The sequence below is a fragment of the Frankia alni ACN14a genome (assembly GCF_000058485.1).
In the GTDB taxonomy this organism is placed as follows: Bacteria; Actinomycetota; Actinomycetes; order Frankiales; family Frankiaceae; genus Frankia; species Frankia alni.
On the sequence record NC_008278.1, the window covers coordinates 3,918,120 to 3,939,084 of the forward strand.

Annotated in this window: 22 protein-coding genes and 2 pseudogenes; 13 read left to right on the forward strand and 11 right to left on the reverse strand. The window is 72.6% G+C overall.

The window, feature by feature from the left end:
* Positions 1-20 precede the first annotated feature (20 nt).
* From FRAAL_RS15835 to FRAAL_RS33765, 6 genes are all read left to right on the forward strand, one after another.
* Complete coding sequence (locus FRAAL_RS15835; protein WP_083866807.1) at positions 21-983, forward strand: ABC transporter ATP-binding protein; 963 nt, start codon at positions 21-23, stop codon at positions 981-983.
* Positions 976-2,265 (forward strand): ABC transporter permease, encoded by a 1,290-nt coding sequence (locus FRAAL_RS15840; protein ID WP_011604763.1) that lies wholly within the window; start codon positions 976-978, stop codon positions 2,263-2,265. Before FRAAL_RS15835 ends, FRAAL_RS15840 begins: the two co-directional genes overlap by 8 nt.
* A 215-nt stretch (positions 2,266-2,480) precedes the next feature.
* Positions 2,481-3,422: a ribose-phosphate diphosphokinase gene (locus tag FRAAL_RS15845; protein ID WP_011604764.1), complete on the forward strand. Its 942-nt coding sequence runs from the start codon at positions 2,481-2,483 to the stop codon at positions 3,420-3,422.
* Between the two features lie 244 nt (positions 3,423-3,666).
* Positions 3,667-4,050 carry an ArsR/SmtB family transcription factor gene (locus FRAAL_RS15850; protein WP_011604765.1) on the forward strand — a complete coding sequence of 128 codons (384 nt, stop codon included), beginning with the start codon at positions 3,667-3,669 and terminating at the stop codon, positions 4,048-4,050.
* On the forward strand, positions 4,047-5,219 hold the full coding sequence (locus tag FRAAL_RS15855; RefSeq protein WP_050997142.1) for a cation diffusion facilitator family transporter: 1,173 nt from the start codon (positions 4,047-4,049) through the stop codon (positions 5,217-5,219). The genes FRAAL_RS15850 and FRAAL_RS15855 overlap by 4 nt, the downstream gene beginning before the upstream one ends.
* A 56-nt stretch (positions 5,220-5,275) precedes the next feature.
* Entirely contained in the window at positions 5,276-5,479 is a 204-nt protein-coding gene (locus FRAAL_RS33765) for a hypothetical protein (protein WP_011604768.1), read from the forward strand.
* A gap of 271 nt (positions 5,480-5,750) precedes the next feature.
* Here FRAAL_RS33765 and FRAAL_RS15865 read toward each other — a convergent pair whose 3' ends face one another.
* The 3 genes from FRAAL_RS15865 to FRAAL_RS15875 form a co-directional block, all read right to left on the reverse strand.
* A complete protein-coding gene (locus FRAAL_RS15865) occupies positions 5,751-6,443 on the reverse strand; it encodes a hypothetical protein (protein WP_011604769.1) in 693 nt (230 codons plus the stop codon).
* Between the two features lie 195 nt (positions 6,444-6,638).
* The gene (locus FRAAL_RS15870) at positions 6,639-7,430 is read right to left on the reverse strand and encodes an anti-sigma factor (RefSeq protein ID WP_011604770.1); all 792 of its coding nucleotides are present in this window, start codon (positions 7,428-7,430) and stop codon (positions 6,639-6,641) included.
* Positions 7,427-8,050, reverse strand: coding sequence for a sigma-70 family RNA polymerase sigma factor (locus FRAAL_RS15875; RefSeq protein WP_011604771.1), 624 nt, complete (start codon positions 8,048-8,050; stop codon positions 7,427-7,429). Before FRAAL_RS15875 ends, FRAAL_RS15870 begins: the two co-directional genes overlap by 4 nt.
* A gap of 234 nt (positions 8,051-8,284) precedes the next feature.
* Between FRAAL_RS15875 and FRAAL_RS15880 the strand changes: the two genes are divergently transcribed.
* Positions 8,285-8,773 carry a multinuclear nonheme iron-dependent oxidase gene (locus FRAAL_RS15880; protein ID WP_063822638.1) on the forward strand — a complete coding sequence of 163 codons (489 nt, stop codon included), beginning with the start codon at positions 8,285-8,287 and terminating at the stop codon, positions 8,771-8,773.
* 209 nt (positions 8,774-8,982) lie between these two features.
* Positions 8,983-9,426, forward strand: a complete 444-nt coding sequence (locus FRAAL_RS15885; protein WP_011604773.1) for an SCO6045 C-terminal-like domain-containing protein — start codon at positions 8,983-8,985, stop codon at positions 9,424-9,426.
* A gap of 291 nt (positions 9,427-9,717) precedes the next feature.
* Here the strand turns inward: FRAAL_RS15885 and FRAAL_RS15890 are convergent, their stop codons facing one another.
* The 3 genes from FRAAL_RS15890 to FRAAL_RS15905 form a co-directional block, all read right to left on the reverse strand.
* Entirely contained in the window at positions 9,718-10,569 is an 852-nt protein-coding gene (locus FRAAL_RS15890; RefSeq protein WP_011604774.1) for a class I SAM-dependent methyltransferase, read from the reverse strand.
* 383 nt (positions 10,570-10,952) lie between these two features.
* On the reverse strand, positions 10,953-11,486 hold the full coding sequence (locus FRAAL_RS15900; protein ID WP_011604776.1) for an NUDIX domain-containing protein: 534 nt from the start codon (positions 11,484-11,486) through the stop codon (positions 10,953-10,955).
* Between the two features lie 72 nt (positions 11,487-11,558).
* Positions 11,559-12,254, reverse strand: coding sequence for an SDR family NAD(P)-dependent oxidoreductase (locus tag FRAAL_RS15905; RefSeq protein WP_041939376.1), 696 nt, complete (start codon positions 12,252-12,254; stop codon positions 11,559-11,561).
* A gap of 102 nt (positions 12,255-12,356) precedes the next feature.
* Between FRAAL_RS15905 and FRAAL_RS15910 the strand changes: the two genes are divergently transcribed.
* A complete protein-coding gene (locus tag FRAAL_RS15910) occupies positions 12,357-13,295 on the forward strand; it encodes a helix-turn-helix domain-containing protein (protein ID WP_011604778.1) in 939 nt (312 codons plus the stop codon).
* Positions 13,296-13,365: 70 nt separating this feature from the next.
* Positions 13,366-14,007: a class I SAM-dependent methyltransferase gene (locus FRAAL_RS15915; protein WP_011604779.1), complete on the forward strand. Its 642-nt coding sequence runs from the start codon at positions 13,366-13,368 to the stop codon at positions 14,005-14,007.
* A gap of 298 nt (positions 14,008-14,305) precedes the next feature.
* Here FRAAL_RS15915 and FRAAL_RS15920 read toward each other — a convergent pair whose 3' ends face one another.
* From FRAAL_RS15920 to FRAAL_RS30475, 4 genes and pseudogenes are all read right to left on the reverse strand, one after another.
* Positions 14,306-15,520, reverse strand: a complete 1,215-nt coding sequence (locus FRAAL_RS15920) for an oxidoreductase (protein ID WP_011604781.1) — start codon at positions 15,518-15,520, stop codon at positions 14,306-14,308.
* A 55-nt stretch (positions 15,521-15,575) separates the two neighbouring features.
* Entirely contained in the window at positions 15,576-16,922 is a 1,347-nt protein-coding gene (locus FRAAL_RS36275; RefSeq protein WP_011604782.1) for a DUF4158 domain-containing protein, read from the reverse strand.
* Positions 16,923-17,003: 81 nt separating this feature from the next.
* Entirely contained in the window at positions 17,004-17,537 is a 534-nt protein-coding gene (locus FRAAL_RS15930; protein WP_011604783.1) for a hypothetical protein, read from the reverse strand.
* 236 nt (positions 17,538-17,773) lie between these two features.
* Positions 17,774-18,424: pseudogene (locus FRAAL_RS30475) on the reverse strand (alpha/beta fold hydrolase); the annotation flags it as partial.
* Positions 18,425-18,438: 14 nt separating this feature from the next.
* On the opposite strand from FRAAL_RS30475, the pseudogene FRAAL_RS15940 reads away from it, so the two are divergent.
* Positions 18,439-18,822, forward strand: a pseudogene (locus FRAAL_RS15940) (MarR family winged helix-turn-helix transcriptional regulator); the annotation flags it as partial.
* 104 nt (positions 18,823-18,926) lie between these two features.
* Here the strand turns inward: FRAAL_RS15940 and FRAAL_RS15945 are convergent.
* Positions 18,927-19,382 (reverse strand): nuclear transport factor 2 family protein, encoded by a 456-nt coding sequence (locus FRAAL_RS15945; RefSeq protein WP_197537198.1) that lies wholly within the window; start codon positions 19,380-19,382, stop codon positions 18,927-18,929.
* Between the two features lie 115 nt (positions 19,383-19,497).
* On the opposite strand from FRAAL_RS15945, the gene FRAAL_RS15950 reads away from it, so the two are divergent.
* Together FRAAL_RS15950 and FRAAL_RS15955 are read left to right on the forward strand one after the other, a co-directional pair.
* A complete protein-coding gene (locus FRAAL_RS15950; protein WP_011604788.1) occupies positions 19,498-20,328 on the forward strand; it encodes a LysR family transcriptional regulator in 831 nt (276 codons plus the stop codon).
* A gap of 115 nt (positions 20,329-20,443) precedes the next feature.
* A complete protein-coding gene (locus tag FRAAL_RS15955; protein WP_011604789.1) occupies positions 20,444-20,953 on the forward strand; it encodes a GNAT family N-acetyltransferase in 510 nt (169 codons plus the stop codon).
* Positions 20,954-20,965 lie beyond the last annotated feature (12 nt).

The window sequence follows — 20,965 nt, forward strand, 5'->3', positions numbered from 1 at the left end:
GATCGCGGGAGGGGGGTGGGATGGGCGGCGGAGCGTTGGAGGTCGACGGCGTGTCCAAGCGCTACGGCGACGTGGTGGCGCTGAACGCGATGTCGTTCGAGGTGCGGGCCGGTGAGCTGTTCGGGTTCGTCGGCAGCAACGGTGCCGGCAAGACGACCGCGATGCGGATCATCCTCGGGGTGGTCACGGCCGACGCGGGTCAGGTCCGCTACGACGGTGCGCCGCTGACCCTGCGTACCCGTCGGCGGATCGGCTACATGCCCGAGGAGCGCGGGCTCTATCCGAAGATGAAGGTCGCCGAGCAGTTGCACTACCTCGCCCAGCTCCACGGCCTGGGGCCGGCGGCCGCGCGCCGGGCGGTGACGCAGTGGACCGAGCGGCTCGGGGTGGCCGCGCGGCGCGACGACGAGGTGCAGAAGCTCAGTCTCGGCAACCAGCAGCGGGTCCAGCTCGCCGCGGCGCTCGTGCACGATCCGGTGGCCCTGGTGCTCGACGAGCCGTTCTCCGGGTTGGACCCGGTCGCGGTCGACGTGATGAGCGAGGTGCTGCGGGAGCGGCGCGCCGCCGGGGTGCCGGTGGTGTTCTCCAGCCATCAGCTCGACCTCGTCGAGCGGCTGTGCGATCGGGTCGGGATCGTGCGGGCGGGCCGGATGGTCGCCTGCGGACCGGTCGACGAGCTGCGGGCCACCGGCGGCGGGCGGCTCGTCGTGGACGCCCCGGACGCGCCGACGGGCTGGGCGGACGGGCTGGCCGGGGTGCGGGTGCGTGGGCGGGACGGGTCTCGCACGGTGCTCGAGCTCGCGCCGGGCGCCGACGACCAGGCGGTGCTGCGTGCGGCGCTGGCGAGCGGTCCGGTGCGCGAGTTCCATCCCCGTCGGCCGTCGCTGGCGGAGCTGTTCCGTGACGTGGTCGGCGCTGGTCTCGGCGCCGAACTTGATCTTGGCGATGGCGTCGGCGATGGGGTCGGCGATGGCGATGGCTGAGGCGGACGGTGAGCTGGCGGCGTGGCGGGTGCTGCGCCTGGTCGCCGGCCGGGAGGTCCGCACGCGGGTGCGCTCGCGGGCGTTCCAGATCACCACGGCGCTGTTCGTCGTCGCGATCGCCGCGAGCGTGCTGGTGACCAGCTCCGTGGGTGGTTCGTCCCCGCGGCGGGTGGCGGTGACGGCGGCGGACGGCACGCAGGCGGCGGCCATCGTGACGGCGGCGCGTTCGCTCGACGTCGACGTCGCGGTGCGCACCTACGCCGACGCCGCGGCCGGGCGGCAGGCGGTGCTCGACGGAGACGTCGACGCCCTCGTGCTGGTGGCGCCGCCGACGGCGGGCGGCGCTGTAGGGACAGATGGCGCTGCAGGGACGGATGGCGGCGCGGGGACGGATGGCGGCGCGGGGACGGGCGGTGGCTACCGGGTGGTGGTGGACTCCGAGCTCGGCGACTCGCTGACGTCCGTGCTGACCGTCGCGGCCCGGCAGGCGGCGTTGGAGGGGCAGATCTCCGCCCTCGGCGGGGATCCGGCGACAGTGGGCCGGGCGGTCGCGACGGCGGGGGTCGCCGTCACCGCGCTGCGCCCGCGGCCCGAGCGGGACGGCGCGCGGCTGGTGCTCGGGCTGCTCGCCGGTGGGCTGATCTACGTCTCGTTGCTGATCTTCGGCCCGGTGGTGGCGCAGAGCGTGATCGAGGAGAAGACGAGCCGGGTGGTGGAGCTGCTGCTGGCCGTCCTGCGCCCGTGGCAGCTCATGGCGGGCAAGGTGCTGGGGATCGGCGTGGTGGCCCTCGGCCAGCTCGCGCTGATCGGCGCGGTCGGGATCGGGCTGGGGCTGGCCACCGGGGGACTCGACATCCCGGCGGGGGTCGCCGTGGGATCGGTGGCGCTGGCGCTGCTGTGGTACCTCGTCGGGTTCGCGATGTACGCGCTGATGTTCGCCGCCGCCGGGGCGCTGGTGTCGCGTCAGGAGGACGCCGGCGGGGTGACCGCCCCGATGATCGCCATGATCCTCATCCCGTACGTGCTGGGCATCTCGGTGCTGCCGTCGTCGCCCGACAGCGGGTTGATCCTGACCCTGGCGATCGTCCCGCTGTTCGCGCCGATCCTGATGCCGATGGTGATCGGGATCGGCAGTGTGGCGGTCTGGCAGGTGCTGGTCGCGTTGGCGTTGAGCCTGGCGTGGATCGCGGTGCTGGTCTGGCTGGCCGGTCGGGTGTACGGCAACGCGGTGAAGCGGTCGGGGACGCGGGTGGCGCTGCGCGACGCCCTGCGCGCGGCCTGAGCTCGGCGCCCGGCGTGAGTCCCGTGCCCGGCCTGAGCTCGCGCCCGGCGTGAGCCCGGCGTCCGAGGCCGCCGTCGGCGCGCCGCGGTCGGTAGCATCCGGAGCGATCGACCGGGCGTCGGCCATCGCGGCGGCGCCCAGGCCAGCGACGACCGACGCCGGCCGGCCGGGCGCCGTCGCCGGCCGGTCAGGGAAAAGAGAACAGGGAGCGGTTCGTGCGAGACATCGCCGTCTTCAGCGGCAGTGCCCATCCCATCCTCGCCGAGGAGATCTGCGCGCACCTCGACGTGCCGCTGCACCGGGTGCGGGTCCAGCGGTTCGCGAACGACTGCCTGGAGGTGCAGCTGCCGGCGAACTGCCGGGAGCGCGACGTGTTCCTCATCCAGCCGCTGGTCACCCCGGTCCAGGAGAACCTCGTCGAGCTGCTGCTGATGCTGGACGCGGCGCGCGGGGCGTCGGCGGCGCGCACGACGGTGGTCCTGCCGCACTACGCCTACGCGCGTTCCGACAAGAAGGACGCGCCGCGGATCTCGATCGGCGGGCGGCTCGTCGCGGACCTGCTCGTGGCCGCCGGGGCGAGCCGGGTGCTGGCGATGACGCTGCACTCCCCGCAGGTGCACGGCTTCTTCAGCGTGCCGGTGGACCATCTGCACGCGCTGCGGGAGCTCGCCAAGCACTTCCGCCGCCACGACCTGTCGAACACGACGGTGGTGTCGCCGGACCTGGGTAACGCCAAGGAGGCGGCGGCGTTCGCGCGGATGCTCGGGGTGCGGGTCGCGGCCGGGGCCAAGCAGCGTTTCGCCGACGACCGGGTGAGCATCTCGACCGTCATCGGGGATGTGGCCGGCCGGGACGTCATCGTCCTCGACGACGAGATCGCCAAGGGCAGCACGGTGCTGGAGCTGCTCGAACGGCTGCGGGAGCTCGACGTGCGCTCGGTGCGGGTGGCGTGCACGCACGGGCTGTTCTCCGCCGGGGCGCTCAAGCGGATCTCCGACCAGCCGGACGTCGTGGAGATCGTCTGCACGAACACGGTGCCGATCCCGCTGGACGACCGGGTGCCGAAGCTGGAGGTGCTCACGGTCGCCCCGCCGCTGGCCGAGGCGATCCGCCGCATCCACAACGGCGAGTCCGTCAGCGCCCTGTTCGACGCCTGACCCCTCTCGGCACCCCCTGCTTATCCAGAGGGACGAAACGGACACGGAGGCCTCTGGATAAGCAGCGGGCCAGGCCGGGCAGGGGAGGGACCAGGGCCGGGCAGGGGGCCGGGCTGGGCCGGGGCAGGGGGCCGGGCTGGGGCGGAAGGGTAGGACGGCGGTAACGGGCGGGACCTGTGGCCCGCGGCGCGGCGGGGAACAGGTCAGGATTGGCTGATGTCAGCGTCCGCTGTACCGTTGAAGCATGGTCAAGGTCGCGTCGCAGGCTGAGGTGCTCGCCCGGTTCGGTCACGCGCTGTCCGATCCGACGCGGGCGCGGCTGCTGCTGGTGCTGCGGGCCGGCGGGGCGTACCCGTCGGAGCTGGCGGAGATCCTCGGCGTGGGCCGCACCAACCTGTCCAACCATCTCGCCTGCCTGCGTGGCTGCGGGCTGGTCGTCGCGACCCCGGAGGGTCGCCGCCAGCGTTACGAACTCGCCGACGACAAGCTCCGCCACGCGCTCGGTGACCTGCTCGACGTCGTCCTCGCCGTCGACACCGAGCACGTGCACCCCGCCGGCGACGCCGTCGTCGCAGGGGCTGCGGTGGCACCGGCCGGGTCCTCCCTGGCGGGGGTGGGTGAGTCATGACCACGCCCGACCACGGCCACGACCACGAGCCGCACGTCGGTCACGTCGGTCACGACACGGACCATGCCCACGACGCCAGCCAGGCGCACGGGGCTCGGTCTGCGCACGACCCCGGCCACGATCACCCTCTCGGCCACCCGCCTGGGAACGGCCACGTGCACGCCCACGCCCATGGTCACGGGCACAGTCACGGGGTGGCGGCGGGGCGGGGGAGCGCGCGGCAGCGGCGCCGGTTGTGGCTGGCGGCCGGGCTGAACCTGGCGATCGTCGTCGGGCAGGCGGTGGCCGGGTTCGCCGCGGGGTCCGTCGGCCTGCTCGCCGACGCCGGGCACAACCTGACCGACACCGCCGGGGTGGTCCTCGCGCTGGTGGCGCTGACGTTGTCGCAGCGTCCGCCGTCGGCGCGGCGCACGTTCGGCGGGGTGCGCTGGCCGGTGCTCGCCGCGCAGGCGAACGCCGCGGCGGTGCTGGTGGTGACGGCGCTGCTGGCCGTCGAGTCGCTGCGCCGCCTCGGCGCGCACGGCTCGGTCGACGGCCCGGTGGTCGTCGCCGTCGCGCTCGTCGCGGCGGTCGTCAACGCGGCCAGCGCCCTGGCCGTCCACGAACGCGACGCCGATCTGAACACCCGCGCCGCCGTGCTGCACCTGGCCGGAGACGCGGCGGTGTCGGTGGCGGTCGCCGCGTCCGGTCTGGTGATCTGGCTGGTCGGCGGCTGGAACTGGCTGGACCCGCTGGTCTCCCTGCTGATCGCCGTGTTGATCGCCGGGCAGGGGATGAAGCTGCTGGTCAGCGCGTCGCGGGTGCTGCTGGAGGCGACGCCGGAGAGCCTGGACGTCGCAGCGGTGCGCGCGGACATCCTGCGCGACACCCATGTCCTCGACGTGCACGACCTGCATGTGTGGAGCCTGTCCGACCGGGTCTTCGCCGCCTCGGTGCACCTGGAACTCGGTCATCTCGACGGCGTGCAGGATGGTCATCCCAGCCTGGCGCAGGCGCGGGCGGTGTCCGACGGGATCAAGGCGATGCTCGCGGAGCGGTACGCCATCACCCACGTGACGATCGAGTCCGAGTGCGAGCCGTGCACCCCCCCGCACGACGACCCGTGCGGCATCGCCCGTGACCGCGCGGCGGCCGGCGAGCCGAGGATGTCCGGGGCCGGCCGCGACTGATCGGCTGCCGTTACCGGCCACGCCCGCGGATCGACCTGCCCGAGCTGCTGTTCGAGGTGCATGCCTGGACCGGGTTCCTCGACGCCTACGTCCACGTCTCCGGTGCGCAGGCCCGCTTCACCGACCACGAACAGCCCGGCACTCACTCGCGGCCGGTCCAGCTCGACGTCACCGACGACGCCTCCGTGCAGGCCGCGGCGGCCGCCATCGACGCCGACGGCATCCTCCCTGGTGATCTTCACTTCCCTTGCGCACGATGAAGGCGACGGCCCCGTGCAGGCCGGCCTCGGGGAGCTCCATGTAGCAGACGCCGATCGCGTCGAGGGTGGCGTTCGGAACCCCACCGGTATCGCCTGGCCACAGGTGCGGGAACTGCTGGCGGCAGGCGCGGAATGTTCGGCCCATCCCTCACCACCGGCGCACGCCGCCACCAGCAGCATGCAGACCACACCCGCCGCAGTCCGCATCGAAGGATGCGAGGATCGCCTGCGCACCATTCCCTGCCCTGACACTATTACGTAGCCAGTCGGCTCAGTCGGCGGTGATGTGCGCGATGCCGATGGGCATGCGGTCGGTGAAGGCGGTGACGCCGAAGGTCTTGTTCAGGGCGCCCGCGGCGGTGTCGGTCAGCTGCACCTGGGTTCCGTCGAGCTTGGCGCGGCCCGCGCTGTCCTTGCTGATCTTCAGGTTGGTGCCGTCGAGGTGGAACAGCGGGACCTTGGCGTTACCCATCTCGACAACCTCGGCGTTGAGCATGGAGGTGCCCGGGTCGACGGTGAAGTTCTGCACGGTCAGGGTCTTCGTCCCGGCGGAGAACCGCAATCCGCTGCCCTGATGCTCGATGTGTCCCTGGACGTATGGGGTGACCTGCGTCCGGTCGAAGATCTTCACTGCGCCGCCGGTGATCGGGAAGTCGAGGGTCGGCCCGTACTGCTGGGTGAGTTTTCCGGTGCCGGTCGGGGCGACCGCGACACCGAGCGACTTCAGTGCGGTCAGGACGGCCGGGTCCACCGCGACGGCGGTGTCGCTGCCGGTGAGTGCGGCAATCGCGGCCTGCGGGGCGGGCGACGCGCTGGCCGCCGGGGTTGCCGGGGCTGCGGCTGCGGCGCTGCCACCACTGCCGCCGTTGCTGTCGCCGCTGTCGCCGCAGGCGGCGAGGCCGAGCAGGAGCGGGCCGGCGAGGAACGCGCTGGCGGTGGCGGCGGCGAGGCGAGGACGGCGCATGAGATCTCCCGAGGTCGTGGTGAGCTGACACCAGGAGTTCGGACCGTTGCGCCCCGCGGATTGGTCCCCACCTCGGTTTTCCGAGCCGGCGTCGCAGTTTTCGGCCGGCGTCGTAGTTTCCTGGCCGGCATTGCAGTTTCCTGGCCGGCATCGCGGTCGCGGTCGCGGGTGGCGCATGAGCCGGGGCCGGGACGGTCAGCTGGGCAACGGCGTCGTGCCGACGGGCGGTGTCGTCGGCACGGGTGAGCCGCCGGATGGTTCGACGGTGAGCGCGAGGGAGCGGGCACCGCGGACGTCGTCGAGCTGCCAGATCCCCGCACCCGCCCGGCCGTCCACGAAGCCGGCCGAGCGGGGTCCCGCCGCCGAGATCAACCAGAGCTGGTAGGTCCGGCCGGCGGGCAGCGTGGGCAGTCCCCGGGCGGACACCACGGCGATGTGTCCGACGCTTGCGGTGCGCAGCGTCCCCCCGCCGTGCAGGGACGCGGCGTCGGTGGCGACGAGGGCGGCGGCGGCCAGCCTCCGGGCCTGCTCGGTCTGGGCTCGGGCGGCGCTGAGCTGGTGGCGCTCGTCGAGGGCGACGCCCCCGAGCACACCGCAGGCGACGACCGCGGCCGCAGCCACCGCGGCGATCGCGCGGGCCGCAGGGGACGGGCGGGATGCGCGGTCGCCGTGGTGGCCCGCACGCCGGGTCGAGAGCCGGGTGGGATGGCGGGTCGTCGGCGGATCCGCGGGGGGTGGCGCCGGCGGCACGGCGGGGGGGCGTTGGCGGGTCACCGAGATCGCGTCGAGGACGGCGTCGCGCAGGGCCGGCGGCGGTGCCTCGGCCGTCAGTTGGGCGAGGTTCGCCGCGGCGCGGGAGAGCCGGTCCGCCTCGGCGGCGCACGCCGGGCAGGCGGCAATGTGCTCCTCGGCGGCCGACCGGTCGGCGGCATCGAGGGCGTCGAGGGCGTAGGCGGCGGTCAGAGTGTGCGCGTCGGCGGTGTTCATGAGTCCATCCCCAGGCAGTCCGACAGCCGGCTGAGCCCGTCGCGCATGCGGGTCTTGACCGTCCCGACCGGCACGGTGAGCAGCTCGGCGACCTCACGGTAGGTGAAACCCGAGTAGTAGGCGAGGGTGATCGACTCCCGCTGGCGGGGCGTGAGGCTGTCGAGGCACCCGCGGACCCGCTCGTGTTCGAGGTGCAGTTCCACCTGCTCGGCGACCTGGTCGTGGGCGCGGGCGGCGTACATTCCGGCCGCCCGGTGCTCGCGGGCCTTCTCGGCCTCGACGGATCGGACCCGGTCGACGGCGCGGCGGTGGGTCATTGTCGATACCCAGCCGGTGACGCTGCCCCGGTCCGGGTCGAATCGGCAGGCGTCACGCCACACCGCGACGAAGACCTCCTGCGCGACCTCCTCGGCCTGGGCGGGATCGCGCAGGACCCGGCGGGCCAGGCCGAACACCAGGGGGGCGAGCCGGTCGTAGAGGGCCGCGAACCCGTCCCGGTCGCCTCGCGCGACCCCGATGAGCAGCGCCTCGAGTGTCGGTGCCGGGGGAACGCCCCTGGGGACGTCCTGCCCGCCGCGCACGGCGTGCAACGCCCGCGCCCGGCCGTCCTTGGTTCCCATGCCCTGCCCGCCTTCCGGCCGCCTGCGGCTCCTGCCAGGGCTGCCCCGCCCCCGGCCCCCGCGCGTCCGGTGGACGCGCCGGGATCACGACCTGCCGGGCGCCGGGCCCGCCGGGCAACTCGGCGGACGGCCCGGCGTCGGTGGGTCCTGAGGGGGTTCGCAGCTGCCGGCGCGGCGGATTGGTCGGACAGGGCGGCACGCTACCGCCGGCGCAATACCCGCGACGCGCTCGACGTGCTGGTGGCCAACGTCAGGATCGCCTGTGCGCAGCTGCCGGTCCCGCTGGCGCTGGAGAACCCGGCCGCGTTGCTGCGCTGGCCGGACGGCGAGCTGGCCCCCGCCGATTTTCTGGCCGAGCTGGCCGAGCGGACGGGCGCGCTGCTGCTCGTCGACGTCGCGAACCTCCACGGCGACGCGGTCAACCACGGCCTCGACCCGGTCGCCGCCTTCGACCGGCTGCCCTGGGAGCGGGTCGCCTACCTGCACGTCGCCGGCGGGTCGATGCACGAGGGCCGCTACCACGACACCCATCTGCACCCGGTCGGGGCGCCGCAGCTGGAGTTGCTGGCGGACGCTGTCCGGCGATGTCCGCCGGGGCGGGCCGCCTACCTTCTCGAACGTGACGGCCGCTATCCGCCGGCCGCCGAGTTCCACGCCGAGTGCGACCGTGTCCAGCCCGCCGCGGCGCACGCAGAGAGGCAGCTGCCATGGCAACCGCAGTGAAGATCGTGCTGGTGGTTCTGGTGGTGGTCGTCGGCGCACTGCTGCGCTGAGAGGGTTGCTCGACTTCGTGGTGAGGCGCGTCGGCGGCAGCTCCGTCGGCCGGTGGCATGACGGGGGGAGCTGGGGCTACGGCGAGAGCGGAGGGTCCGGAGGGGGCGACTTCGGCTTCGGTGGCGGGTCCGATGGTGGCGGGTCCGACGGAGGCGGCGGTGGGGACGGCGCCGGTGGATCCTGACGCGGCGCGGGCACGGCTGGCGGTGGGGCAGAGCGCGCTGGTCGCGGCGCTGGTCGCCGGCGGTGCCGATCCGGCGGGTTTCGACCCGGGGGCAATGGAGGCGACCCGGCGGGCGCTGGTCGACAAGCGCCGGGCCGGGGTCGCACGCCGGTGGCCGACGCTCGCGGCCGAACCCGAGTTCGGCGTCCGGTTCCAGGCCTGGGCCGCCGGGCGGCCCCCCGCCGGCGCCTACGCCGACGGTGTCGCCTTCGGGCAGGCGAACCGCGACGAGCTGTCCGAGGGCGCCCGGGTCGAGGTGCTCCGGGCCCGCTGCGTGCGGCGCCGCCTGGCGGTGCTGGTCGACCGTGCGGCCGGGGGCACGCTGCTCGCGGTGCGCGCACCCGGCCTGGGCACCCTCATCCTGGGTGCCCCACGCTGAGGCGGTGGTGGCCAGCAGGTCCGCGCGCAACCCGACAGTCGGACTTCGGTGTCTGGGGGCGAGCAGGATTCGTACAGCCGTTGGCGGGCGGTAGTCCGTCAGGATGGTGGACGGGATACCCGTTGAGTTGCCCGACAGGTGTGTAGGGATCGCGAACGGATGACCACTCGCTGTGACGTTGGCCAGTAGATGGCCAAAAGCCGCGATAGTTGGCCAGTCTGCGGCTAGCGCTGGACGCTGCCAAACTGGACGCTGTCAGGTGTACGTAGCAGTCGCGGCCAGCGGTCACGCTCAGTCTCGGTGGGCCTGGATGAGCCAGGCTGCCGAGTCGTACAGGACGCCTCGTGCGGTGTGGTGCTCGGCCAGGTTGGTTCGCAGTTCGTCGAGCGCGCGGCTCTTGATGTCGGGGTCGAGGTCGCGTACCAGTCCGGAGTGCTGGGCGGAGACGAACCGGAAGGCGTCGTCGGGATCGGGACCGAAGTACATGGGCTCGGTGAGGCCCTCCACCCGGACGTCGCAGAACCCGGCAGTGTTCAGCAGCGACCGGATCCGGTCGGGGTCGCTGAAGGCGAACGGGCTCGGCGCGTCCGACGGTGGGACGGGTATATCCCGGCCGGCGGCCAGGCAGGTGAAGAAGGCCTGGAGCCACTCGTTGCGCTCGAAGGGCTGCCAGGTCAGCAGGACGATGCGCGCGGCGGGGCGCAGGGCGCGCGCGAGGTTGGTGAAGGCGGCGACGGGATCGCCAAAGAACATCACCCCGTGCCGGCTGACGGCAACGTCGAAGGCTTCGGCGGGAAAGGGGTGGATCTGTGCGTCGGCCTGCTCGAAGGTCACGTTCGTGACGTGCTCGCGTTCGGCGCGTCGACGGGCCAGCTCGAGCATCTGTGCGGACAGGTCCACACCCAGGACTGATCCGGCGGTGGCGCGGCGGGCGGCGTCCAGGGTCGTCCGTCCACTGCCGCACCCGACATCGAGCACGGCTGCCGTCTCGTCGATCGCGGCCGCGGCCAGAAACCGATCACGGTAGGCCGCGACCCCCTCATCGAAGCGGTCGGCGTGGGCGACCCAGAAAGCGCCTCCGCTGCCGTCCCAGCTGGCGAGCTGGGTGGCGTTCGACGCGTCGACGCGGAGCTCGGTGACCATGGCGCCCACTCTGCCAGAGCGCCAAGTGGCCCCCCGACCCTGGCTGAACAGGAGTTCGGGGAGCGAGGGGAAGGTTTCGGCGGCCGTCATCGTGGACCGGGATCGTTGGTCGCCGGCTGCGACGCTGCCGGTCCGCTGAGCGGAGTGCAGGAAGGCATCAGAGATGCGCTGACCCCGCAGCTGCGCGTGGCGGCGGCGGTCTTCGCACCGGGACGGCTCGCCGACGCCGCCCTCCGCAATGTCGCGACCCCGACCCCGACCCCGACCCTGGATCCGAATCCGGACTCTCCGATCCCGAACTCGACGTAGTCATCCGCCGGGCACTCCTCGTCGACGGCACCGGTCTCCCGGAGCCGGGCTCGTCGACGCGGCGGTCTCGGCGGCTACTCGATCTGCCGGCCCAGCCGTTCTGCGTACCGTCGGATCCGGGCCGGGTCGTCGGCGACATAGCTGGTCCACTCCTCGGCCAGCGCCTGCCATCGGACGGGTTGCCCCGGCTCACCGCGCAAAGGTGTCGAGCCGTCGACGATCGTCACGTAGGACAGGCCGAGCGTGGCTGGCCAGTCGTGGTGATAGGCCCGCACGACGACCATGGCAGGTGTGGGCAGCAGCGCGGCGTGCACTCCGGTCTCCTCGAGGAGCTCTCGCGCCGCCGCCTGCCGCGGTGTCTCCCCGTGTTCGACTTCTCCGCCCGGCGGTACCCATCCACGCCAGCGGTGTCGCACCAGGAGCACGTGGGTGAACGACCGGTCGTAGACCCACACCTCGGCACCCAGAGGCGGCATCGGCGCCCCCCGGGCGTCCGTCAGCCATCGCCGGGCCTCGTCGAGCTCCCAGCACGCCAACGAGGCGTCCGCCATCGCCGCCTGCCAGGTGCGGGCCGACTCGCCGACAGGACCACCGTCACCCTCCTGCATCGGAACATTCTGGGTCGGAACATTCCGGGGTCGAGGGAGCCTCCCCAAGGGAACGCTCAGGCGGCCCGGGGCTCACCAGGACAGGGGGCCGTCGGCGTCGACGTAGGCGCCGGTGGGGCCGTCGGGGCCGACCAGCGCCAGGCGGACGATGATCTCGGCGCCCTGTTCGACGGTCTGGGTGCCGGTGTTGGCGTTGAGGTCGGTCCTGGTGAAGCCGGGTTCCACGGCGTTGATCCGCATGGTTGGGAACGCCTTCGCGTACTGCACGGTGATCATGTTGAGGGCGGCCTTCGAGGCGGGGTAGGCGACGCCCGGGTAGGCGTACCTGGGGGTGCCCGGGGTGGTGACCGCGGTCAGCGAGGCCAGGCCGCTGCTGACGTTGACCACGACCGGGGCGGCGGACCGGGCCAGCAGGGGCAGAAACGCGTGGGTGACGCGCACCGCGCCGACGACGTTCGTCTCGAACGCCGCGCGCGTCACCTCGGCGGTGACGTCCGCGGCGCCGGGGTCCCCGCTCGGCGCGATGCCGGCGTTGTTGACCAGCACGTCGAGCCCTCCGTCGGCGGCGACGGCGCTCGCCGCGGCCTGCACGGAGGCGTCGTCGGTGACGTCGAGCTGGACCATCCGCGCGCCCAGCCGCTCGGCGGCGAGGCGTCCCCGTTCGGCGTCCCGGCTTGCCAGGTAGACGGTGTGGCCCGCGGCGAGCAGGCGACGGGCGGTCTCGAAGCCGAGACCCTTGTTCGCTCCGGTGATCAGTGTGGTGGTCATGCCCTCAGGGTGCGGGCCGGCGCGGCGGTCAGCCAGGCGTCGGATCGTCCTGGGACTGCCGGTACCAGGACGATCCACCGGGGTGCGGTGCACAGTGGCGTCATGGCGCGTCCGGAGTCCCAGCACCGGCAGGCCGAGTACCGGCAGGCCGGGCGCAGCGAGTTCGGGCGCACGGTGCGGCGCTGGCGCGACCGGGTCTGCCCGCAGGCGGCCGGGCTGCCCGTCGGCGGCCATCGGCGCGCGCCCGGGCTGCGCCGCGAGGAGCTCGCCCTGCTGGCCGGGATCTCGGTCGACTATGTCAGCCGGCTTGAGCAGGGCCGGGCGACCAATCCGTCGGACCAGGTCGTCGAGGCGTTGGGGCGGGCGTTGCGCGTGTCCGCGGCCGAGCGTGAGCATCTGTTCCGCCTCGCCGGGCTCGTGCCCCCGGGGCGGGGCTCGGTGCCCGCTTACATCACCCCGGGGGTGCAGCGGATGCTGGACCGGCTGTCCGGGACGCCGGTGGCGGTCAGCGACGCGGCGTGGACGCTGCTGCTGGCCAACCCGCTGTACACGGCGTTGATGGGGCAGCGCCGCGGCAGCGAGCGCAACGCGGTGTGGCGCACCTTCCTCGGCGCGCCCAGCCGCGTGCGCCACAGCCCGCAGTCCCAGGACGACCTCGAGGTCTCGCAGGTCTGCGCGTTGCGGGCGGCGGCGCGCCGGTATCCGGCGGACCAGCGGCTGCGTCGCCTGGTCGCCGAGCTGCGCGCGCGCAGTGACCGGTTCGCGCAGCTGTGGGATTCCGCTGCGGTGGGCCGGGCCGAGGCGGGGCGCAAGACCGTCGATCATCCGCGGGTGGGCGCCGTGACGCTGGACTGCGACGTGCTCAGCGTCGCGGGCAGTGACCTGCGCATCCTGGTCCACACGGCCGAGCCCGGCTCGCCCGACGCCGAACGTCTCGCCCTGCTCGCCGTCCTCGGCACCCGGACCCTGGCTCCTGCAGAGGACAGGGAACAGCCGCGCGGGAGCGCAACGATGGGCGACGGCCGCTCGGGAGGCGCGTGAACGCCGATGCCGGGCCGGGAACGGGTGGGGTCAGCGCCCGCGCCTACGTACAGCTGGATAGCGTACGGCCGTGTTCGACTGGAGTCACAACGCCTACTACCACCGGCTGCTGCTGCGCCAACTGCCGCAGCCAGGCCGACGGGTGCTGGATGTCGGCTGTGGCGCCGGGGCGTTCGCGGCCCGGCTCGCCCAGCGCAGTGAGCAGGTCGACGCCGTCGACCGCTCCGCCGAGATGATCGAGCAGGCGAGGCGAGGCACCCCGCGCAACGTGCACTGCGTGCTCGCCGATGTGCTGGCCGACCCGCTGCCAGGCAAGGACTACGACGCGATCTTCTCGATCAGCGCGCTGCACCACATGCCGTTGCCGGAGGCGCTCGGGGTGCTCGCGGCCGCCCTGCGGCCCGGTGGGGTCCTTGCCGCCGTCGTCCTGCCCCGGAGGGACCTGCGCCACGAACTGCCCGTCGAGATCGTCGCGGCGCTCGGACACCGCCTGCTGGGCGTGGTGTTCTTCGCGAACAGGCTGCTGGGACGGGGGAGCTCCTTCGCGAAGGACCCCGCGCACGCAAGCATGCCCGTGGTCATGAATCCGCCGCTGACCACCCGAGAGGCCGCCCGCCAGGCCGCCGCCGTGCTGCCTGGCGTGCGCGTGCGACGACTGCTGTTCTGGCGTTACCTCCTGATCTGGCAGAAGCCGATCACCCCGGCCGGCTGACAGATCGGGCTCGGCCGCCGCCGCAGAGAGACCACCTTGTCGGCCCGGCGCAGGACGCGCATGCGCCAACGCATGCGGTTGGGCGTGCCGCGGTCATGATCGTCGTGGGTGTCTCCGTGCGCCCAGATCACGGCGCCTTGCCAGGAACCAGGCGAGGCTGCGGCGGCACGACTGATCACCATGGTCTTTGGAGGAGTGCTCCTGGACGGTGGCGGGGAGACGGGCTCTCAGGACGGCGGGCCGACCTGCCCGAATGGCACGGATTGCGGGATCTTCTGCCTTGCGCTGCACGGGACTGTCACGGCGTGTCGAAGTCCGTCCCCCGGGAGACCGTCTCCCAGGCGGCGAGCTCAGCTCGTACCGAGTCCAGGTGCCCAACGAGGAAGTCCACCGCGTCACCGCCGAGAGCGAGTCGCAGCGGGGTGTTCTCGGCATCCAAGGCCAGCCGGATCGCCCTTGCGGCCTTGGCCGGGTCCCCCGGCTGGGTGCCGTCGCCATCCTGTACCAGCTTGCGGGTGGCACCGACTTTCTCCGCGTATGCCGGGTGCTCCTCAGAGAAGTAGGCCGCGCCCTGGCCGAACAGGTTGGTGCGGAAAGCGCCGGGCTCCACGATCAGCACCTTGATACCGAACGGCGCCACCTCGTCGGCCAGGCCCTCCGACAGTTGCTCCAGCGCCGCCTTGGTCGCGCTGTACGCGGAGAACCCGGCGAAAGACAGCTGTCCACCGAAACTGCTGATGTTCACGACCGAACCGCTGCCCCGCTCCCGCATCTGCGGCAGGAGCGCCCGGGTCAGCCGCGCCGGACCGAACACGTGTAGCTCGAACAGGTCGCGAAGCTCCCGGTCTGTGGTCTCCTCGAACGCCCCGACCTGCGTGCGCCCGGCGTTGTTCACCAGCACGTCCACTCGGCCGTAGCGGGCCAGAACGTCGGCGGTCACCGCGTCGATCCGGCCGCCGTCGGTGACGTCCAGACTGATCGCCTCCACCCTGTCGGGGTACGCGGCAAGCAGGTCGGCCAGCGCCTCGGTTCGTCGGGCCGTGCCGATCACTGTGTCGCCGGCGGTGACCGCCGCCTCAGCGATCGCCCGCCCGAAACCGCTGCTCGCGCCAGTAACCAGCCAGACCTTGCCGTTCTCAGTCATCTCTTCGACTCCTCTGTCGACTTCCATTCGGGATCTCCCCGCCGACGCCCCATCCTTCGCCGGGATTCCAGGTCGTGTCCAAGACCTGTCGTGATAGCCACGAGTTATGTGAGAGCAGCGCACCAGAAGGTCGGCCGTGACCAGCTTGGTGATCGAGCCGATCCGGAAACGGGTGCCGGCGTGCACCGGTTCCCCGGTCTCCACGTCGGACACTCCCGCCGCGCCGACGCTCAGCGCACCGTCGACAATGCCGGCGACCTGCACACCCGCGACCGACGGCAGCGTGGCGAGCCGCTGCGCCGTCGCCTGCGGGTCGACCGCAAGCGCGCCGATGGGGTTGTCCGCGGGCTCGGTCACGGGGTTGGTCATCCGGCATTCTCGACGCCTTCGACATCGACGCCTTCGACATCACCGAAGGACCCGACTATCCACGGCGGATCCGACGTCGGCCGACCAGATTCGGCAGTCGGCGGACCGCGTCCAGGACCGGCTGGCCGTCTCCGGTCGCTGCCAGCGGCAGCGCCTCGGCGAGCAGGGGGAGGAAAGGGCGGACCGTGCCATAGCGGCGGGCCAGCTCGGCGCGCATCACCGTCTCCAGGCTGGCGTCGTCGGGCACCAGCTCCTCGACCAGCGCGGCGGCCTCCAGCACCCGTTCCCGCGGCGCGACCTGCTCCACGACCGCCCAGGCTGCGGCGACGTCGAGCGCCTCGCCGTCCGTGCCGGCCAGCAGGCCCAGCAGCGCGGATGCCGCGCCGGCGAGGGTGACCGACGCCTTCTCCAGCTTCGGCAGGACGGCGAGCCGTTCCTGCTGCGCGGCGCGGCGCGCCGGGTTGAGCAGCCGGGTCGCCATCAGCACGTCGAACAGATCCAGGGCGTCGTCGACCGCCGCCGCTTCCAGACCGCGCACCGTCGCCAGCAGGGTCGCGGTACGCCGCGGCTCGGCGAGCTCACGCAGCAGCGGCGCCTTGGCCGCCAGGCCGTAGCGGGCCAGCATCGCCAGCCGGTTCGCCGGCACTCCCGACACGTCCACCTCGCCGGCGCCCACCACGATGACCTCGGCGGCCCGGGCCAACGCCCGCTCCAAGCCCGGGCCCGACGTCCGCGTCGGCCCCCGCCGCAGCCGCTCCAGCTCGCTCACCCGGGCACCCGGCGCCACCTCGAGGAGATTCCGCAGCCGTCCGGCCAGCTGCCGGTCGGCCTGCTCAGCCGCGACGGCGAGCTCCTGGTGCACCCGGTCGGTGGCCTCGCTGCGCACGGAGACCACCAGACGAGCCAGAACACTCACTCCCGGCAAGAGCACCCGGCTACGGCGCAGCCACGCGGTGGCCTGGCCGAACAGCGCCACCGGGCCCTCTGCCTGCGTCCACGCCCGGCTCGCCAGGAACGCCTGCAGCTCCGCGGCTGCCTGCGGGTCGGTGAAGTCTCGGTAGCCGTAGACCGACCGGATCTCCCGGGCATGCTCATGCTGCGTCGGCAGCCGCTCGGTGTACCGCTTCACCACCGACGAGTCCGCAACGTCCAGCTGGCCCGCGAGGTAGTCCACCACCACCCACGGCACCTCCAGCGGATCGCTCAGGAACGTCCCCAGGAAACGCACCGTCCCGAGCTGAACGGCGAACCCCAGCCGCGAGTGCTCGCCCCGGTGCCGGCCCACGAGCTCCCGGTCGGCGTCATCCAAGAAGAAGAACCGCTCCAGCTCAGCCCGCACAGGCTCACCATCGAACCGCCCGTACGCCGCAACCTGCTCATCTGCGAGGAACTCCACCGGCACACACAGAACATCGACCCTGCGGCCGCCGACGACCGAGCCGCCCTAACCGTTCAATCCTGCGCGGTTCTCCCTCGGACCCCTCTACGGCCGCGCGAACGGGCACCGCGGGGAGAAGATCGTTTCTTGGTGCCGGCAGGCCACGTCGGCATTCTCGACGCAGGATGTGTCGCTTGCCTGTCCCCCGGCTGCCCGGGTCTCCGCCACGCACTGGTGCAGTCGGTGCAGATAGGTCTGCCGGTAGGCGAGGATCAGGCCGGCCGTCAGCAGCCCGACGGCCAACGCCACCGTCCACCGTCGCGCGGCCTGCCGGTCCTGGCCCCACCAGGCCAGCAGCAGCGCGGCCAAGGGCGCGCCGGCCGCCAGGCCGGCGGCCCATTGCAGGATCCGAGCGATTCCGGACCCCAGAGTTCGGACCGTCGGTTCGCCGGGTGCGGCCCAGGTGTCCAAGACCAGCGCGCCGTACATCATTGCGGCCGTCCCGAGCACCCAGCCGAGGGCCAGCATCACCCGCAGGAAAACGAGCGGTTCCCCCTCGCGCCCCGCCGGGCCGTCCATCACGAGGGACTCGTCGGTCTGGCTGTCGTCGCGCCAGACGGGCCGCCGGAGCCAGCCCAACCCAACACCCCCTGAACCTCCGCGGCCGCACCGGAACCCACCCCGGGCACGAGCCTCCCACGGATGGTACGAAAACGTCCACGGCGGGTAACAGGGCGAAACGCGACTTCTGAAACGAAAACGAACGTAACTGTGGGCGCGCCAACCTGACCCGAGCTGCCGCTTGCCGCTGGGACGTGGGTCGCGGCGGCTGACGGCCGTGAGGTCAGCGGAGGAACTCCACCGGCACACACAGATCATCGACCCTGCGGCCGCCGACGACCGAGCCGCCCTAACCGTTCAATCCTGCGCGGTTCTTCCTCGGACCCCTCGACGTGCGTCGCACCGGGGATGATCGAGGCGAGGCCGGTCGCGGCCGTGCGTAGGAACGGCCGGGTGGCGGTGCCGTTGATGAGCAGTACGGGTGTGGTGATCGCGGCGAAGTCCGCGATGCGGTCGGCGTTTTCGCGAACGATGGCGAAGTCCACCGGGAGTGCTTCGGCCTGCGCACGTCTCTGTGCGGAGGTGAGCATGCGGCGGGAGAACGCCGCGAGGATCGGGACCGGCGGGCCGAACATCCACGGCGGGCCCATCTGCGAGATCTTCATGCCGAGCCCCATCGCGGTCGCGAGGTCACCCGCGGCGACCGCGGCGTCCATCCGCGGGGCGAGGTCCAGGCGCATCGAGCCGTCGAGGGAGAGGGGCGGCTCGAACAGGGCCAGGCGTTCGATGATCTCAGGGCGGGCCAGGGCAGCCCTCGCGGCGATGATCGCGCCGGAGCTGACGCCCAGGATCCGGCGGGCGCCGGTCGCGTCGAGCACGGCGAGGAGGTCGCCGACGTCCACGGCGGTCGTGACCGCGTCAGGGTAGGGTCCGCTCGCGCCGCGCCCGCGACGGTCGATCAGGTGGGGGCCTCGGGGTAACCGATATGAAGGCGCTGAGCATCCTGCTGCACGACGGGCCGCAGACCGCGGGCTCCCTGATGGCGCGGCTGGCCGTGACCTCGGGAGCCGTCACCGGCGTCATCAACCGCCTCGAGGACCACCGGCTTGCCCGCAGGCAGGCAGACCCGCGGGACGGGCGCAAGGTCGTTGTCACAGTGGACCTCGCCGGGCTGGCCGCTCGCGAGAATGTCTATCTCAGCATCGGGGCCGCCTTCGACCGGCTCCACGCCACCTACTCCACCCAGGAGCTGCGTTTCCTCACCCGGCACCTGGAAGCCTCCATCGAGATCACCCGCCAGGAGACAGCCGCCCTCAACCGTGCCAGGGACAGTCCCGCGCGCGACCTTCGCCGACGACCGTGACCGCACCCAGCGGCACCGCGCCGCGATCCGACGCCGTCGGGGTCCAGGACCGAGTCGTGGCGCCAGACGAACCCGACCGTCGACGTCCACACCCGCCCCAGCCGTCAGCCCAGGGCGGTGGCGGCGCGCCCGGCGGCGTCCGCCGCAGCCAGGACGTCGACGTAGTCGCGCAGGTGGGCGATCTGCCCATCGCGGACGGTGAGGACGACGATGTTGGGCAGCGCGAACGCCCGACCGCTGGACGTGTTCCTCCCGAGGGCCTCCTGCTCCACGATGATCGTCTGAGGGTCGCCGGTGTCGTGGCTGGCGATGGTGCGGTACCGCTCGTACCGCAGCGGGAGAGTGCGCCAGCCCGTGGCTATCCAGCCCACGATCTCGTCCCGGCCCGTGAGCCGGGACGGCACGCCGGGCGGGGTGAACGGAAACTCATGGATCGCGTCGGCCGCGTAGAGGCCCCGCATGTCATCGGCGGCCTGCCTGATTGCCGCGCCGCGATAAAGCTCCAGGACTTCACGTAGGCCCGCCGTCGGCTCGGTCGGTTCCATCTCGATCGGTTCCATGTCGAATGCGCACCTTTCTCACTGCGGACGGAAAGGACGTGCGATGGCCTTCACGTCACCATCGTTGGCGGTGCGCGTCCAAGACCCGCCGAGTCACGATCGATAATCTGCCGGCATGGATCGACCGCTGGAGACCCGCGAACTGGTGCACTTCCTGGCGGTGGCCGACGAGCTGCATTTCAGCCGGGCCGCCGCCCGGCTTGGCATCGCCCAGCCGGCGCTGTCGAAGTCAATCCAGAAGCTGGAGCGCCGCCTGGGTGTCGTCCTGTTCGAGCGCAACAGCCGGGCGGTGACGCTGACCTCGGCCGGGCAGGTGCTGGCCCGCGAGGCGCGCCACGCTCTGGACGCGGTGGATGCCGCGGTCCGGCGTACCCGGCGGGCGGACGCCGGTGACCCGCACCTGATCCTGGCGATGAAGGCAGGCGGGGACGCGGGCCTGCTGTCGGCGATCCTCACCGCCTGCGACCGCGAGCCGTGCTCACTGCCGGTGCGGGTGATCTTCCATACCGACCGCGTCCGGCTGCTGCGCGACGGACTCGCCGACGCCGCCCTGCTGTACAGCCCGGCCGAGGACCTCAGCGGGCTCGACACCGAGCCGCTGCTGACCGAACCTCTGATGGCCGTGCTCCCCGCCTCGCACCCACTCGCCGCCCGAGCGAGCCTGCGCACGGCCGATCTCCGCGACGAGAACGTCCACGGGCAGCGTGGGCCGACCACCGGCCCCGAGGCGCGCAGCCTCACCGAACTGCTGCAACTCGTCGCGCTAGGCCAGACGGTTGCCATGGTCCCGCGGTTCGTGACCACACCACTACGCCACGATCTCGCCTGTGTGCCGGTGACAGACGCCCAGCCCGTCACCCTGCTGCTCGCCTGGCCCGCCCACAGCACGTCGCCGGCCCTCGCAGCCCTCGTGCGAGCCGCCAGCGCAGCCAGTCCCGGGCGGTGAGGCGGCCGGCGCTGTCTGATCCAGAACGAGCCCCGAGGCTGCGGTCTGACGGTGAACTCGGTAGTGGGTAAAGCTGGCGCGCAATTCCATCCGGGGGAGCGGTGATCCTGAGCCCATGGAACCTGTGCTGGAACCGGCCCCGGTGGTGGTGCGTCTCGCCCGCGCCGACGATTTTCCCGCTGCGCTGGACGTCTGGCGCCGGGCCAATGGTGCCCGTGGACGACCTCCCGACGCTCAGCGGATCATCAGGGTGCGGGCGAAACTCACCGCCCCCGATGCACTTCTGGTCATCGCCGGCGCCGACACGAAGGTTCTCGGCATGCTGCTGGCCGAGCCGGGCCGCGATCAGGACGGGCGGGGGCCGAGACTGACCGGGCTGTGCCATATCTCGATGGTCTTCGTCCACCCCGAGCACTGGGGGCGACGAGTCGGAGAGCTGCTGATCGGCTATCTCGTGGACCAGGCCGGCAGTCACGGGTTCACTCGGCTGCAGCTGTGGACCGGGGCTGACAACGACCGGGCGCTGCGCCTCTACCGTCGGGTCGGCTTCGTTCCGAGCGGACGGGTATCCCGGACGGCCGATGCAGTGGCCATCGTGCAGATGGTGCGCTCGGTCGCGTCATAGCGGTCCCGTCAC

Coding starts and splice junctions, on each gene's coding strand:
- FRAAL_RS15875 (WP_011604771.1), bottom strand. CDS start 8,050: ATGGGAACCAAGGACGGCCGGGCGCGGGCGTTGCACGCCGTGCGCGGC.
- FRAAL_RS15905 (WP_041939376.1), bottom strand. CDS start 12,254: ATGACCACCACACTGATCACCGGAGCGAACAAGGGTCTCGGCTTCGAG.
- FRAAL_RS15920 (WP_011604781.1), bottom strand. CDS start 15,520: ATGACCAACCCCGTGACCGAGCCCGCGGACAACCCCATCGGCGCGCTT.
- FRAAL_RS15945 (WP_197537198.1), bottom strand. CDS start 19,382: ATGGAACCGATCGAGATGGAACCGACCGAGCCGACGGCGGGCCTACGT.
- FRAAL_RS15910 (WP_011604778.1), top strand. CDS start 12,357: ATGGCGCGTCCGGAGTCCCAGCACCGGCAGGCCGAGTACCGGCAGGCC.
- FRAAL_RS15850 (WP_011604765.1), top strand. CDS start 3,667: ATGGTCAAGGTCGCGTCGCAGGCTGAGGTGCTCGCCCGGTTCGGTCAC.
- FRAAL_RS15900 (WP_011604776.1), bottom strand. CDS start 11,486: ATGCAGGAGGGTGACGGTGGTCCTGTCGGCGAGTCGGCCCGCACCTGG.
- FRAAL_RS15840 (WP_011604763.1), top strand. CDS start 976: ATGGCTGAGGCGGACGGTGAGCTGGCGGCGTGGCGGGTGCTGCGCCTG.
- FRAAL_RS15950 (WP_011604788.1), top strand. CDS start 19,498: ATGGATCGACCGCTGGAGACCCGCGAACTGGTGCACTTCCTGGCGGTG.
- FRAAL_RS15855 (WP_050997142.1), top strand. CDS start 4,047: ATGACCACGCCCGACCACGGCCACGACCACGAGCCGCACGTCGGTCAC.
- FRAAL_RS15890 (WP_011604774.1), bottom strand. CDS start 10,569: ATGGTCACCGAGCTCCGCGTCGACGCGTCGAACGCCACCCAGCTCGCC.
- FRAAL_RS15835 (WP_083866807.1), top strand. CDS start 21: ATGGGCGGCGGAGCGTTGGAGGTCGACGGCGTGTCCAAGCGCTACGGC.
- FRAAL_RS15955 (WP_011604789.1), top strand. CDS start 20,444: ATGGAACCTGTGCTGGAACCGGCCCCGGTGGTGGTGCGTCTCGCCCGC.
- FRAAL_RS15870 (WP_011604770.1), bottom strand. CDS start 7,430: ATGAACACCGCCGACGCGCACACTCTGACCGCCGCCTACGCCCTCGAC.
- FRAAL_RS15865 (WP_011604769.1), bottom strand. CDS start 6,443: ATGCGCCGTCCTCGCCTCGCCGCCGCCACCGCCAGCGCGTTCCTCGCC.